At 41.9% G+C, this 15,207-nt stretch carries 10 protein-coding genes and 1 pseudogene; 7 read left to right on the top strand and 4 right to left on the bottom strand.

Going from position 1 to position 15,207, the window contains the following annotated elements; genetic code table 11:
* The first annotated feature begins 168 nt into the window (after window positions 1–168).
* Window positions 169–1,173 (top strand): NAD(P)/FAD-dependent oxidoreductase, encoded by a 1,005-nt coding sequence (locus IEV91_RS02285; protein ID WP_188495659.1) that lies wholly within the window; start codon window positions 169–171, stop codon window positions 1,171–1,173.
* 71 nt (window positions 1,174–1,244) lie between these two features.
* Here the strand turns inward: IEV91_RS02285 and gltC are convergent, their stop codons facing one another.
* The gene (gene gltC / locus IEV91_RS02280; RefSeq protein WP_188495657.1) at window positions 1,245–2,147 is read right to left on the bottom strand and encodes a glutamate biosynthesis transcriptional regulator GltC; all 903 of its coding nucleotides are present in this window, start codon (window positions 2,145–2,147) and stop codon (window positions 1,245–1,247) included.
* Between the two features lie 144 nt (window positions 2,148–2,291).
* Between gltC and gltB the strand changes: the two genes are divergently transcribed.
* Together gltB and IEV91_RS02270 are read left to right on the top strand one after the other, a co-directional pair.
* A complete protein-coding gene (gltB, locus tag IEV91_RS02275; RefSeq protein WP_188495655.1) occupies window positions 2,292–6,833 on the top strand; it encodes a glutamate synthase large subunit in 4,542 nt (1,513 codons plus the stop codon).
* A 22-nt stretch (window positions 6,834–6,855) separates the two neighbouring features.
* Window positions 6,856–8,340: a glutamate synthase subunit beta gene (locus IEV91_RS02270; RefSeq protein ID WP_188495653.1), complete on the top strand. Its 1,485-nt coding sequence runs from the start codon at window positions 6,856–6,858 to the stop codon at window positions 8,338–8,340.
* A gap of 108 nt (window positions 8,341–8,448) precedes the next feature.
* Here the strand turns inward: IEV91_RS02270 and IEV91_RS02265 are convergent, their stop codons facing one another.
* Both IEV91_RS02265 and IEV91_RS02260 read right to left on the bottom strand, forming a co-directional pair.
* The gene (locus tag IEV91_RS02265) at window positions 8,449–9,588 is read right to left on the bottom strand and encodes a M20 peptidase aminoacylase family protein (RefSeq protein WP_239540917.1); all 1,140 of its coding nucleotides are present in this window, start codon (window positions 9,586–9,588) and stop codon (window positions 8,449–8,451) included.
* A 33-nt stretch (window positions 9,589–9,621) separates the two neighbouring features.
* Window positions 9,622–10,464, bottom strand: a complete 843-nt coding sequence (locus tag IEV91_RS02260; RefSeq protein WP_268236343.1) for a MurR/RpiR family transcriptional regulator — start codon at window positions 10,462–10,464, stop codon at window positions 9,622–9,624.
* Between the two features lie 109 nt (window positions 10,465–10,573).
* Here IEV91_RS02260 and IEV91_RS02255 point away from each other — a divergent pair.
* Window positions 10,574–12,009: pseudogene (locus tag IEV91_RS02255) on the top strand (YfcC family protein).
* Between the two features lie 259 nt (window positions 12,010–12,268).
* Here IEV91_RS02255 and IEV91_RS02250 read toward each other — a convergent pair.
* On the bottom strand, window positions 12,269–13,249 hold the full coding sequence (locus IEV91_RS02250) for a ketoacyl-ACP synthase III (RefSeq protein ID WP_188495650.1): 981 nt from the start codon (window positions 13,247–13,249) through the stop codon (window positions 12,269–12,271).
* A gap of 284 nt (window positions 13,250–13,533) precedes the next feature.
* Here IEV91_RS02250 and IEV91_RS02245 point away from each other — a divergent pair, with 284 nt between their 5' ends.
* The 3 genes from IEV91_RS02245 (at window position 13,534) to IEV91_RS02235 (ending at window position 14,998) form a co-directional block, all read left to right on the top strand.
* Window positions 13,534–13,788, top strand: coding sequence for an MFS transporter (locus IEV91_RS02245; protein ID WP_188495648.1), 255 nt, complete (start codon window positions 13,534–13,536; stop codon window positions 13,786–13,788).
* Between the two features lie 25 nt (window positions 13,789–13,813).
* Complete coding sequence (locus IEV91_RS02240; RefSeq protein WP_188495646.1) at window positions 13,814–14,014, top strand: hypothetical protein; 201 nt, start codon at window positions 13,814–13,816, stop codon at window positions 14,012–14,014.
* 327 nt (window positions 14,015–14,341) lie between these two features.
* The gene (locus tag IEV91_RS02235) at window positions 14,342–14,998 is read left to right on the top strand and encodes a YpjP family protein (protein WP_188495644.1); all 657 of its coding nucleotides are present in this window, start codon (window positions 14,342–14,344) and stop codon (window positions 14,996–14,998) included.
* Window positions 14,999–15,207: the final 209 nt, after the last annotated feature.

The raw sequence follows: 15,207 nt of genomic DNA, 5'->3' as shown, positions 1-15,207 counted from the left end.
CCTCTTATTTGATTGTATTAAATTTGTCCGAATGAGAACTTTTCTCATTAAAATACTTTTTTCTTGCTCCACACCTGTTATAATAGAATTTGATTATAATAATGATATTTTCCTTGAGAAAGAATTAATGGATCGGACTCAGGGTTAAGTTGATAAAGGGGTGTCCTTATGTCTCAAGAGAGAGAGATCTTCGATGTGACAATTATTGGTGGTGGACCCACAGGATTGTTCACTGCCTTTTATAGTGGCTTACGACAAATGAAAACCAAAATTATTGAGAGTATGCCGCAATTAGGTGGCCAGTTAGCCGCACTATATCCTGAAAAAATCATTTATGATGTAGCCGGTTTTCCAGAAATAAAAGCACAGGATTTGGTGAATCAACTTGTAGAGCAAACCCGTCGCTTTTCTCCAACGATTGTTCTCGGCCAGTCGGTTCATTCTCTTGAACGAGATGAAGAGGGGATCATTACTTTAACATCTGATAACGGAGAATCACATTATACAAAAACTGTGATTATTACAGCGGGTGTTGGTGCTTTTCAACCACGAAGAGTGGAAATTGATAAAGCGGATTATTATGAAGAAAAGAATCTGCACTATTTTGTTACAGACCTTAAGCAATTTGCGGGTCGGAAGGTTTTGATTTCAGGTGGTGGAGATTCGGCTGTCGATTGGTCGAATATGCTAGAGCCGATTGCGGAAAAGGTCACACTTGTTCATCGTCGTGATAAGTTTCGTGCCCATGAACGGAGCGTTGAGCAACTTGAAAATTCCAGTGTCGATATTAAGACCCCCTATATTGTAAGTGATTTTATCGGTGATGATGACGGCATAAAGGCGGTGGTCCTCCAACAACCGCGAGGAGAAGAGAAAGTCATTGTTGAGGTTGATGATGTGATCGTCAATCATGGATTTATCTCTGCTCTTGGTCCTATCAAGGAATGGGGTTTAGACATTGAAAAGAACTCTATTGTTGTAAATACAAAAATGGAGACTGCTATTGAGGGTGTCTATGCAGCTGGAGATGTCACGACTTATCCTGGGAAAGTCAATTTAATTGCCACAGGTTTTGGTGAAGGACCAACAGCTGTTAATAATGCTAAATCCTACATGGATCCTAAAGCGCGTACTCAACCGATGCACAGCACCGCAATGTTTGGAAATAAATAAGAAGAGCAGGAACGTTATTATATAGGAAGGAATTCGGTGTGTGAACATCGGATTCCTTTTTTCGAATAAAGCTATTGACCAAATCGGGAGAGGCGGTTATAGAAGTCGCGGAGAAATTCATGGAGAAGCATTTCCGAAGGGGCAAGTACACGGTGGCGAGGGGTGATCACTCCTACGGTTCGGAATACTTCTGGTTCTGAAATTTTCATTTTCACTAACTCAGGAGGCAGATCCGTTAAGGCTTGTTCAGGCAGCAAAGCCACACCAAAGCCAGCAATGACGAGAGACTTGATAGTATCGATATCCTCACCTTCAAAGGCAAATGCGGGTTGTATACCGGCTTGTTGGCAGGCCTCCTGGACAATATCATATAAGGGCAATCCAGGACGGAAGGTTACAAATTTCTCATCGCGCAATTGACTTAACCTCAACATAGTTTGAGTAGCTAAAGGATGCTGAATGGGTAAAACGGCCATTATGTGCTCACGATAGAAAATATCGCCTTTAATATTAGGGTGTTCTCTTGGAACGGGGGCAGTAAAAGCAATATCTGAAGACCCTTTTTCGATTAATTCAATTAAATAGTCAAGAGAGCCCTGGTGCAATTGAAATCGAATATTAGGATGGGCCTCCCGAAATTGAGCAAGGACGAGCGATAAGGTTTGGACAGATAAACTGGCAGCAAAGCCTAATCGAATCACTCCTTGTTCTGGATTGAGGTGTTCTGTTATTTTCTCTTTTGCTTGATTGAGCTCTGAAATGGCTTTCTCAGCATGTTGTAAAAATAATCTCCCAATGCTTGTAAGCTTGACGTTACGTCCTTCGCGAATAAATAAAGAAACCCCCAATTCGGCTTCTAAAAGTCCAATTTGTCGACTGACAGCAGACTGGGCCACGTGCAAATGGGTAGAAGCCTTTGTCACATGCTCGGTTTTTGCGACCTCAATAAAGTATAAAATCTGCCTCATTTCCATTTAAAAAACCCCCAAAAAATACCTATATCAATATGAGATTATTTTTATATTAATTATATATTGTTTAGAACGATTATTAAAGTTAAAATTTATAATAACACTACATTTCTGATAACGATTAAAAATCATTGGGGGGAAAGGGTAATGCAGCAGACAGGTTTGTATCATCCATCTTTTGAACATGATGCATGTGGCATTGGATTCATCGCCAACATTAAGGGAAACCCTACCCATAATATTATAAATGAATCAATAGAAATGTTACACAGGTTAGATCACAGGGCAGGTTATACTGATGATACTAGTGATGGCGCGGGTATTCTTGTTCAAATTCCTGATGCTTATTTTCGGCTGAACACTTCTTTTGATTTACCTGCAAAGGGTGATTATGGCGTAGGCATGTTCTTCTTACCTCAAGAGGAACGAGAAAGGCTTTATATTGAGAAATTAATTGAAGAGCAAGTGGCTGACTCGCCTTTGAAATGGATAGGTTGGCGCGAGGTTCCTGTGAATCCAGAAGGCATCGGACGTCAGGCGGAGCAAAGTCGTCCCATCATTAAACAGTTGTTTGTTGGCAAAGATTCTTATGTGAATTCCTTAACATTTGATCGCCAATTATTCGTGTTAAGAAAACGGATTGAAAAACAGACTCAGCAGTTTAGTGACTTTTATATCGTAAGTTTTTCGTCACAAACGATTGTTTATAAGGGATTATTGAAGCCGATGGAAATTCCTGAATTTTATCAAGAATTAGCCGATTCAGAGTTTCGGTCTGCCTTTGGATTAGTGCATGCAAGATATAGTACCAATACAGAACCGATGTGGAAGCGAGCGCATCCTTATAGATATCTTGTCCATAATGGTGAAATCAACACATTAAGAGGCAACATTAATGCGATGAAAGCGCGTGAAGGAAAAATGGCCTCTGATGTTTTTGGTGTCCCATTAGAGACTTTACTTCCGATTATTGATGAAAGTGGAAGTGATTCTGCGAGCTTCGATAATGTATTAGAATTTTTGTCGTTAAGTGGTCGCTCTTTAGCGAATGTGGCAACAATGCTTGTTCCAGAACCATGGGAATTGCAATCAATGGATAAAAAAGTCCGTGATTATTATAAATTTCATAGTCAATTGATGGAGCCTTGGGACGGTCCAATGGCTATTTCCTTTACAAACGGTAAACAAATCGGCACGCTTTTAGATCGCAATGGCTTAAGACCTGGACGATATATCGTAACCCATGAAGATAAGATTGTCTTTTCATCAGAGTTTGGTGTTTTGGATGTCCCAGATGATCAAATTAAGATCAAGAAAAACCTAAGCCCGGGTGAAGCCTTGTGGATTGATCTTGAGGAAGGTCGCATTTGCTCCAATGAAGAATTGAAGAAGGAATTAGCAGATGAACGCCCTTATGGTGATTGGTTAAAAGAAAGCACTTTGAGCTTTGAAAATGTCATTACTAAAGATGATGAGATTCCTGTGATGAAACAGGAAGAGCGTAGGCAATTGCAAAAGGCTTTCGGCTATACCTATGAAGAATTGATTAAAGGCCTCATGCCAATGGCAACAGAAGGCAAAGATCCTGTAGGTTCAATGGGGACAGATACTCCTATTGCGGTATTATCCGATCAGCCACAGCTTTTATATAATTATTTTAAACAACTTTTTGCACAGGTGACGAATCCAGCCATAGATGCTATCCGGGAGGCTTCGGTGACCTCGGGTTTAACCTGGTTGGGTGCGCAGAGTAATTTATTAGAGACCTATGGTGCCGGTGCAGATCGTGTACAGTTGAATTCTCCAATCATTGAGACGACCTTGTATCAAAACTTATTAGGGCAAGAGCGTTTTAAGGCACGCATCATGGATATCCTGTTCGATACCAAAGAGGAGACTCTCGAACGGGCAATGGATAAGTTGTTTGATAAAGTTGATGCCGCCATTGAAGAAGGGGTGGTTTTCATTGTTCTCTCTGACATGGGGGTCAATGAAACATTCGCTCCGATTCCAGCACTTCTTGCTGTGGCAGGTCTCCACCATCATCTGATTCGCCAAGGAACTAGAATGGATGTCAGCATCATTGTTAATACAGGAGAAGCACGTGATGTCCATCATATGGCGATGTTAGTCGGTTATGGTGCTGATGTTATTCATCCGATTTTAGGTATTGAAACGATTAAAGGCTTGATCGATGAAGGTCACATTAAGGATATGACACCTGAAGCGGCAGTCGATGCCTACCTTAACACCCTTTCTAGTGGTGTGATTAAGGTGATGTCTAAGCTAGGAATATCGACTGTTCAGAGTTATCGCGGTGCGCAAATGTTTGAAGCATTAGGGCTTTCGGATAAGGTTGTCGCGAGGTACTTCACAGGTACGGCTTCACAAATTGGTGGTATTGGACTCGATGTGATTGCCGAAGAGTCATTGATGCGTCATACCAAAGCCTTTAAATCTGTTGATAAAACGCTAGACTCTGGAAGCCAGTTCCAGTGGAGACACGGCGGAGAGTATCATAAGCTTCATTCGAAAACGATCTATTCGTTGCAGCAATCGACAAGGCGAAAGGACTATCAATTATTTAAAACTTATTCAGCATTGGCTAATACCGAAGCCCTTTCATCGATTCGAAATTTAGTAGATTTCAAGGCCAATAGAACACCCATTTCCATTGATGAAGTGGAATCTATTGATGCCATTTGTCGCCGTTTTAAGACAGGTGCGATGTCGTATGGTTCGATAAGTAAAGAGGCTCATGAGGCGTTGGCGATTGCCATGAATAGAATTGGTGGAAAAAGTAATAGTGGTGAAGGTGGCGAGGATCCTAAGCGCTATATCCTTGATGCCAATGGTGATAATCGTAAAAGTGCCATTAAGCAAGTCGCTTCGGGTCGCTTTGGTGTTACGAGCTATTATCTCGCGAATGCCGAAGAAATTCAGATTAAACTCGCTCAAGGAGCGAAGCCAGGTGAAGGCGGTCACCTCCCGGGTAAAAAAGTGTATCCTTGGATAGCCGAAGTACGGGGATCGACGCCAGGTGTTGGACTTATTTCTCCACCACCACATCACGATATTTATTCGATTGAGGATCTTGCTCAGCTGATCTATGATTTAAAGCATGCCAATCCGAATGCGAGAATAAATGTCAAACTGGTTGCTAAGGCTGGAGTAGGAACGATTGCTGCTGGTGTCGCAAAAGGGTTAGCCGACGTCATATTGATCAGTGGTTCTGACGGTGGTACAGGAGCTTCTCCCCGCTCTAGTATTCAACACGCTGGACTCCCATGGGAGCTTGGACTCGCTGAAGCGCATCAAACGTTAGTCCTTAATGGTTTACGTGATAGGGTCACCCTTGAAACCGATGGCAAATTGATGACGGGTCGGGACGTTGTGATGGCTGCCATTCTCGGTGCGGAAGAGTATGGGTTTTCAACAGCACCTCTCGTTGTTCTTGGCTGTGTCATGATGAGGGTGTGTCAGTCCAATACCTGTCCAGTAGGGATCGCAACTCAGGATCCCGAGCTTAGAAAACGTTTTGCGGGAACGCCTGATCATGTGGTGACTTTCATGCATTTTGTCGCCCAAGAAGTAAGAGAACTTTTAGCAGAACTAGGGTTTAGAAGCTTAAATGAACTGATTGGTCGTACCGATTTACTTGAGGTAACAGAAACAGCTAAGACTCATTGGAAGGCGAAACACCTTGATCTTTCGAAGGTATTGACGGTAATAGAAGCACCTGAAGGCGTAGGGACTTTTAAACAGAGGGATCAGGATCATAAGCTTGAAGAATCCTTTGATATACGAGAGTTATTAGATGACTGTCGCCCGGCTTTAGAGTTGGGGCATAAAGTGGTCGGTCATTACACGATAAAGAATACAGATCGCACTGTGACGGCGATTATCGGTAATGCTATATCCAATAAATATGGAGCCAAAGGGCTGCCAGAGGATACCATCCACTTGCATTTTAGGGGCACGGCAGGTCAGAGCTTTGGGGCTTTTGCTCCCCATGGCATCACACTTGAGTTAGATGGAGATGCCAATGATTATGTTGGGAAAGGGCTATCCGGAGGAAAAATTATTGTCAGAAGTACAGTACCTGAAGCGATTCATGATGAAAGTAGTTTAATAGGGAATGTTGCTTTTTATGGTGCCAGTTCAGGTGAGGCCTATATTAACGGACGTGCTGGGGAGCGCTTTGGTGTTCGAAACAGCGGAGTAAAGGTCGTTGTCGAGGGCATCGGAAACCATGGCTGTGAATATATGACAGGTGGCCGCGTGGTCAACTTAGGATCGGTGGGCAGCAACTTTGCAGCGGGGATGTCAGGCGGCATTGCTTATATTCTTTCAGATGAGAGCAAAGAAACCTTCAAAGAAAAATGTAATCTCGGTATGGTTTTACTAGAGGCATTAGTAGATCCTGAAGAAATTGCTGAAGTGAAACACATGATTGAAAAGCATGTCACGTATACAAACAGTGCAAAAGGGCGTGAAGTCCTTAGCCACTGGGAAGCGTCTGTACAAAGGATCATTAAGGTGATTCCTTCAGATTATAAGCGCATGCTTGCCAACATAGATGAGGCAAAAGCAAAGGGGCTTCATGGTCAGGCCGCTATCTTATCAGCATTTGAGAAAAAGACTGACCAAAAAGTGATTTTTAAAGATGATGCATTAGAACCAGTATGAAACCAAGGAGGAAATGGAATCGATGGGAAAACTGACGGGATTTTTAGACTATAAGAGAAAAGAAACAAAAGAACGCAGCCCTCGTGAACGCCTCCGTGATTGGCAGGAATACCAAAAGGCTTGGTCGGATGAGACGCTCAAACAACAAGGGGCACGTTGCATGGATTGTTCAACGCCCTATTGCCATATAGGGGTTGAGTTTAATCAAACCTCCTTTGGCTGCCCTTTGCATAATCTAATTCCAGAGTGGAATGATCTCGTCTATCGTGGACAATGGAAAGAAGCACTTCATCGGCTTCTTAAAACGAATAATTTTCCAGAATGGACTGGGAGAGTGTGCCCAGCGCCATGTGAAGGCTCTTGTACTGTCTCCTTAAATGATGATGCAGTGACTATCAAAAATATTGAGAAAAGTATTATTGATAAGGGTTTCGCCGAAGGATGGATCGTTCCTGAGCCCCCTGAGCATCGAACAGGAAAGCATGTTGCTATCATCGGCTCAGGTCCTGCTGGATTAGCAGCAGCTGATCAGTTAAATAAAGCAGGCCATTGGGTCACTGTGTTTGAACGTGAAGATCGTGTGGGTGGACTGCTCATGTACGGTATTCCTAATATGAAGCTGGAGAAAGAGTCAGTGACACGCCGGGTTGATCTCTTGCGGCAAGAAGGTGTCATCTTCCAAGTAAATACGGAAGTTGGAAAAGATATCTCAATGCAGCAACTTGAAGACAAATTTGATGCGGTGATTGTGTGTGCTGGGGCGACCAAGCAACGCGATGTGGATATTCCAGGTCGAGAGGCTAAAGGTATTCAATATGCAATGGATTATTTAACGATGAGCACAAAGGTACTGCTTGATCCAACACTTGAATTACCAGAGGCATTTTCTGCAAAGGATAAAAACGTGATCGTGATCGGGGGCGGTGATACAGGGGCAGACTGTGTCGCAACGGCTCTGCGCCAAGGGAGTAAGAGTATTGTTCAGTTTGGGAAGCATCCTAAGCTACCTAAGTATCGTTTAGAGACGAATCCATGGCCAGAACAACCTGATGTTTTTGAATTAAGTTATGCGTATAAAGAAGCAAAAGCTCAATCTGGCCAAGACCCACGTCAATATTCTATTCTTACCCAACGTTTTATAACGGACGAAAAGGGTCATATTGTTGCTTTGGAAACAATGGAAGTTGAGAAAGACACGAATGAAAAGGGAGAGGTGGTCACCCAAGAGATTCCTGGCACGGAAAAACTCTGGCCCGTTGATCTCGTTTTAATTGCTGTTGGCTTTGAAGGTCCTGAAAAGTCATTGCTCAACCATTTGGGCTTAACGCAAACCTATCGTGGTACGGTAAAAGCGAAATATGGAGAGTACACGACAAATAAGGACGGTGTCTTTGCAGCGGGTGACGTCCGTCGTGGACAAAGTTTGATCGTTTGGGCCATAAATGAAGGAAGAGAAGCTGCACGTGAATGTGACCGTTACCTTATGGGAGCCACTGTATTACCTTAAAAAAATATCACCAAAAAAATCGCCCTCTTTATAGGGCGATTTTTTAATGGTCCTTTTAGGGATAAAGACGCATGGTAGTTGATCGGACATGCGCGATGAAACGGCTTTCTAACGGGAGACCCCACAAGGTTCTCTTTCTAATGTTTTTAAGAGGACAGATGTCAGGATGCGGATACCAGAGAATAAGGCCTTGCGATCAAAGGTCATATGGGGATGATGTAGCCCGGGTTCTAGCCCACAGCCTAAACCGAGCATGGTCGCTTTTAATTTAGGTCTTTTTAAGGAGTAAAAATGAAAATCCTCTCCACCTGTTGTCACGAGCGGGGGATCTAAATTTTCCTTTCCAATAGTATCCTCTATTGCAGCGGCAAGAAGAGTTTCAGCCTCTAGATTTTCAGTTGCAGCAGCAAGATTTTCAGGAATGTTCATGTCGATGTTGACATTATAAAATTGGGCTACTGACTGTGCGGCTCCTTGAACATGGGCAATTAAGGATTCCATGACCTCATTCGTTTGGGCCCGTAAATCTAAACTAAATTCAGCCTTTCCAGGAATAATGTTTGAACTTTCACCACCAGCATGCAATTTCGTCATTTTTACGGAATGAGGGACCATCGGATCAACATGGATATGAGCAAGTTCATGAACGAGAGTGGCCGCGATTTCTATTGAATTTGTACCGAGGTGAGGGCGGGCAGCATGGGCGTCTTCTCCGATTATCGTTCCGGTAATGGATTGCGTTGATCCGTGTAAGATCGCAGGAGTAGCATGACCATTAGCCGTTTCCTGTATTGGGCGAACATGCACGCCATAAAGGAATTCGAGGTCGTCAATGACGCCCTTTTCAATGATTTTGAGTGCACCCATCCCTTTTTCCTCTGCGGGTTGGAAGATAAAGCGAATCGTCCCTTGGGGCAAGGTATCTTGTTGCTTCAGCATCATTAAAGTGCCGAGAACCATGGTCATGTGAGCATCGTGTCCACAGGAATGATTCGCTTTAAAAGTACCATCTACTTCCTGCCATAAGGCATCCATATCAGCGCGCAAACCAATAATTGGACTGCCTGATCCAATCTCGGCAATAACTCCAGTACAGTCATCAAAGGTTTGCACCCGACAGCCCAATGCTTTAAGCTTATTGGCAATATATTGCGTGGTATTGATTTCCTTCCAACTAATCTCCGGATGTGTATGCAGGTATTCAAAAATACTGAGTATTTCTTGTTTCATTTCTTCAGTTAGTTCCATGATAAAAAATCCTCCTGACAGTTTAAACCATTTCTAAAAAGCATAAAACTGGTTGGCTTTTTCCTTATATAATTTTTCCCTTAAGACATTGGGATCAGCAAACTTCTGACTATAACTCATTAAGAGAGCATTGAGAAATGAAAAGACAATCGGGGCTGTCTTGTAAATAATTTTATTCGGCAGCTTGAGATCAAGAATGCTATCAGCAAATGGATTAATCGGAGCATTCGGTGAGTCTGTCACGGCAATAACATAAGCGCCTTGATTTTTTGCCGCCTCAGCTACCCATAAGGATTCTTTGGCATACCGATAAAACGAAAAGACAAATAGTGCACTGTGATCCGAAAGTTGTTCGAGATTGGAATCAAACTCGGAACGAAATAAAAGCGTATTTCCTTTGATTAAATTAAGTGAGAAGGCAAACCAATGGGCCATAGAAAAAGCGGCGTGGGAACCTGAAACAAGAACCCAACGTGCTTGATGCAACTTTTCAAGGGTAAGATTGATAGCCTCATCATCGATGTGCGTGGCTGCTTCTCTAATAAAATCACTATTAGCAGTCATCGCATGATAAAAAGTCGACTGCTTAACTTGGTCTTCTCCTGCGAAAAGGGGATGTTGATTACTAAAGTCGAAAATCGATTCCCTTATCTCGGTTTGGAGTGTTTTGAAACTATGATAGCCCAAGGAATGGCACAGACGAATAATCATCGTCTCACTAACGCCAATAAGTTCACCTACCTTCTTAGCTGAATGAGTGGCAAAAGTTGTAGGATCGGCGAGTAAAAAGTCAGCCACCTTCTTTTGCCCCTTTGTCAAATGAGGATAGTATATATTGATTTTTTCAAAAACTTTGCTCAGATGGCAACACCTCAACTTTTTGAAGGATTCGCAACATTTAGTATTGAATTGAAGGAAATCCTTTATTATAATCTAACATAAGACAGAATTTTTTCAATAGATTTTTAGTTTGAAATGTATGAAAATGGAGGTGGGCCGATTGAGTACACAATATGAGACAAAGCCAGAGAAAAAGAAAAGAAAAATAAGAATGCCTGATGCTTATGTGTTGCTATTTCTGATTCCCTTCTATGCGCTATAGCATCATACTTTGTTCCAGCAGGGGAATTTAAATACACAACTCATGGAACAACCACACAAGCAGTACCAGGCAGTTATCACCATGTTACCAACTCTCCTGTTGGGTTTATGGAATTTTTTACAGCGATTGAACAGGGAATGATCGACTCCTCTTCAATTATCTTTTTAATTCTCTTTACAGGTGGACTTATTGCTATTCTTGAGGAAACAGGAGCCATCCACGGTCTAATTCATAATGTGGTCAACAAGTTTCGAAAAAGACAATTACTTTTTGTGATTATTGTAGGAGCTATTTTTTCGATTCTTGGAACGACAGGTATTGTCGTTAACTCGGTCATAGGGTTTATTCCCTTAGGGATTATTGTGGCAAGATCGCTAAAATGGGATGCGGTTGTTGGAGCGGCAGTGATTTATTTGGGGACTTATGCCGGCTTTAATGCGACGCTCTTATCGCCTTCACCGCTGGGCTTATCACAGAAAATAGCAGAGATTCCTATGTTTTCAGGTATCGGTCTGCGTCTCGCTATCTATATTTGTTTTCTTATTGCAACAATTGCATATATTTATTTTTATATAAAAAGACTTCACTCTGAAAAGGGAAGTTTATTGGGGAAGGAATGGTTTCCTAGTAAAGCGCTGCTCAATGAAGATGACGTTGGTGAAGTGGCCTTTACACTGCAGCATAAACTCATTTTAATTGTGACGGGTGTGTCCATCCTCGGTTATCTCGCTGGAGCCCTTTGGCTCAAGTGGTCGGATATTCAGATGGCAGGGACTTTTGTTTTTATCTCGATCATTTCCGGACTTATTGCAAGAATGGGGGCAAATAGTATATCCAAAACATTTCTTATGGGGTGTCAACGCTTGGTGTATGGAGCCCTTATCGTTGGGATGGCGCGCTGTATCTCGGTCATCTTAACGAGTGGGAAGCTTCTTGATACTATAGTGTATGCACTCTCCCATCTTTTGCATGGCTTAAGTCCAGTCTTTGGGGCTATCGGTATGTTTATTACCAGTATTTTGCTTCATTTCGTCATTTCTTCAGGTTCTGGTGAGTCGGTCGTTTTTATCCCTATTTTAGCCCCTCTTGCTGATCTTATGCACATTACGAGGCAGGTCGCCGTTGAGGCCGTGATGCTAGGGGAAGGCGTGGCCAACTGTATTAACCCTACATCAGGAGTTCTAATGGGTGTGCTCGTAGCGAGTGGTATTCCTTACTTTAAGTGGGTTCGATTTATGGCACCCCTAGCACTCATTTGGTTTGTGATTGGACTGATCTTTATTACCATTGGTGTGTTAATCCATTGGGGTCCAGTGTAAATAATAAGAAAAAGGTGGGCCAACGTAATCTTTGGCTCACCTTTTTAAAAATAGAAGTCACGCTGGACCCGTTCCCAAAGGACTTTTGTTTAGGGATCCATGAGTCAGCGGTGCTGAGGAACACACAGTATATAAGTGTTCCGAATCTCGCAACTTCCGTCTCAATCAACTTGGTTGCTGATGTGGGCTTTTGGTAAAAAACATTTTTAATGCCTGATTAAGGGAAGCATATGTTTTTTCGCCTGGTTTTGCTTATCCTTTACATTTGCCATTTTAATAGAACACCACTTTGGACAAGTCCGCCACCAAATCCATGGAGTAACAAGGTCTCTCCTGTTTTAATTCTGCCTTCCTTTACTGCGAAATCAATAGCGAGGGGAATAGAGGCCGAAGACGTATTACCGATGTAAGTCAAACTGGTCAACGCTTTTTCCACAGGAAAGTCGAGTCTTTCGCAAAGGGCTTCTACAATACGCATATTGGCACTATGCGGAACAAACCAATCGACATCAGTCATTGACATATGGGCTTTATTTAAAAGCTCTTGAATGCAATTAGGGACATTTTTCATTACCCATTTATAAACCTCTCGACCATTTTGTACCATTTTTTCCGAGGCAATGAGATCGACGTCCTGCATCTTTTGAGATAATCCCGTTCTATAAAGATGGATACCGGCGTCACCATCCGATCCCATGACTGACTCAATAAAACTCGGGTTTTCTTCATCATATTCCACTAACACAGCCCCGGCAGCATCACCAAATAAGATACAACTAGTACGATCGGTGTAGTCTGTGACTTTAGATAATGTCTCTGCTCCAATCACTAACACTTTTTTGTTAGCTCCTGAAGTCACAAGGCCGTTAGCTAAATGCAGGGCGTATGCAAAACCTGCACAGGTGGCATTTAGGTCGATAGCTCCCGTATTTTTGATCCCTAAACGCGCTTGAACTTGGCTGGCAACACTGGGAAAAGGATAATCTGGTGTTGTCGTTGAGACTAGAATTAAGTCAACATCTTGGATCGATGTATTGTAATTGGCGACCAATTGATTTACTGCCTGAATGGCAAGGTCACTTGAAAATTCATCATCTGCGGCAATGCGTCGTTCTTTTATACCTGTTCTTTGTACAATCCATTCATCACTTGTTTCAACGATTTTTTCCATATCAGCATTTGTAAGGATTTTTTTAGGGGTGTAAGTACCTATTGCTGTTATTCTTGCCTTTGATTGCAAATTCAATCACTCCTAGAAAAATTGATAATTCATTATATCACTTAATATTAGTATCTGATACTAATTTTTTTAAAAAATATTGTGGAAATAGGATGCAAGGGAGAGATGGACGGATTGTGACTGAATCTGTATGCCTAACTCCTATATCATGAAACATGCACGAAACAAGGGGAAATATGCATGATTAAAGGAAATTATCTAAAAATGTGGAAGTTGACTAAGGAAACAAAAGAGTCTGAAAACCACTTGACATCAATGGTTTCTTCCACATTGAGGGGTATCTGATGCTGAGTCTTTTACAAACTGAAAATACCGTTCTTGTTGTCGCTGAGGCTTTGATTATTGCAAGACCTGTTAGAAAAGTCAATAATCATGCAGCTATTGTCACAGGGGTGCTGATCTTTATTTGTGGCTTCGCCTATCTTATGTTTGGCACATCGCTGCTCTTACTCATGTTAATGTCCTTTGTCGCCACGATTGGTGAACTGATCTATGTCCCTGTTAAACAAGCTTATCTTGGAGACCTTGCGCCGGACTAAGCGCGGAGTTCCTATATGGCAATGAGTGGTTTATCAGGAAATGTGTCCAGATCTTTGCGGGGATGATGATCACATTAGGCGTGATCACCTCGTCGGTATTTATGACCGGTTTGATTGGAGTTATTGGCTTCTCTCAGCATTGTTTTTTTATCATTCAGGGAGTTTACTCAATAAAAAACTACAGGTGGAGAAAGAAGCAAAAATGAATAGAGAACACAATGCATAATAGATTTTAAAAAAGTGTAATGAAAGGGCTATCAACCACCCTAAATTAACTCTATTAAACGAAAAAAATAATAGGAGTCATGAATGTCTGTTCATGCTGGTTCAAAATGATATTTTCTTAAAGTGGGACAAAGGACCTGACCCCATGTCCCTAGAATTTCAAAGTTTTTTCATATTCCTTAATTTTGACAGATAATATGGTTTAATGGACATATAAAAATGGGAAGAAAGATTGTAAGTCAATGTCTTCCATGCGATAATAAATGTGAAACCTATTGAAGAGTGAAACGTATTCTAATTATAAAGAATAGAAGGGAGCTGTATTTCATTGCCAAAATGGTTAATTAAATCTTTTGTTACGCTTGTAACCATCCTTACATTGGGTACAGTTGTCCCCTCTGTCAACTATCATACAGAACAAAAGCCGTCATCCAAGGAAAGCATTAATGGACCAAGCGCTCAATCGCCAAGGACAGAACTCACGGTAGATGCGGTTGAAGAAGCTGCGCCTGAGATTACTGAAGAGACTGAGCGTAGCTGGTCTACTATTGCAAGTCAATATGATAATGTAGACGAGATGATTCCGCACTTTCAAACTTATGCTGTAGAAGAAGCCAAAACACAGGGTTTTGTTAAATTTGGTGATACCATTGGAAAAAGACTAGGGGATACATATACCCAAAGCATTCTACCAAAGTTTGGTGAGGCGGTGGCTTCACTGGGTAATACTATGGACGTAGATACTTTGAAAAATCTAGCTGTGAGTAACAATCCTGCTGGAGGTACTGGGGAAAGAATCCTAAACCTTTACGATGAACGCACAGGAAAGGAAATTTTAAAGTTCCATGTCCGAAGAGATCATCCTCCACAAGACGGCTATTGGTTTAATTTTCACTATCATACGGCAGAAGATCAATATCAGGTGCATCATGAACTTGGAAAAGTGTATTGGGATAAAAATACGCCACCACAATGGATGTCATAACGTGACGAAAGCATGCCAATAAAGGTATGCTTTTTTGTTGTTTAGGAAATTATAAAATTCGCGACTTGAAGACAACTATTGAAGTAAATTGAGGAGAGAAGTTATGCACAAGCTGTAGTGTCACCACATTTAAGATGCATAGATACCCATTTGTTCTCCTTGTTCCGGAAACGGTCATCAAGCCAGCAGTGTGGTGCCCGTTTTTTTGT

The organism is Pullulanibacillus pueri, from assembly GCF_014639255.1.
Taxonomy (GTDB): domain Bacteria; phylum Bacillota; class Bacilli; order Bacillales; family Sporolactobacillaceae; genus Pullulanibacillus; species Pullulanibacillus pueri.
The sequence above is the reverse complement of the archived record's forward strand: the minus strand, read 5'-3'. Positions and strand labels throughout refer to the sequence as shown.

Excerpts from the sequence above, each read along its gene's own strand:
- IEV91_RS02270 (WP_188495653.1), top strand. The coding sequence starts at position 6,856 with ATGGGAAAACTGACGGGATTTTTAGACTATAAGAGAAAAGAAACAAAA.
- IEV91_RS02245 (WP_188495648.1), top strand. The coding sequence starts at position 13,534 with ATGCTGAGTCTTTTACAAACTGAAAATACCGTTCTTGTTGTCGCTGAG.
- gltB (WP_188495655.1), top strand. The coding sequence starts at position 2,292 with ATGCAGCAGACAGGTTTGTATCATCCATCTTTTGAACATGATGCATGT.
- IEV91_RS02285 (WP_188495659.1), top strand. The coding sequence starts at position 169 with ATGTCTCAAGAGAGAGAGATCTTCGATGTGACAATTATTGGTGGTGGA.
- IEV91_RS02265 (WP_239540917.1), bottom strand. The coding sequence starts at position 9,588 with ATGGAACTAACTGAAGAAATGAAACAAGAAATACTCAGTATTTTTGAA.
- gltC (WP_188495657.1), bottom strand. The coding sequence starts at position 2,147 with ATGGAAATGAGGCAGATTTTATACTTTATTGAGGTCGCAAAAACCGAG.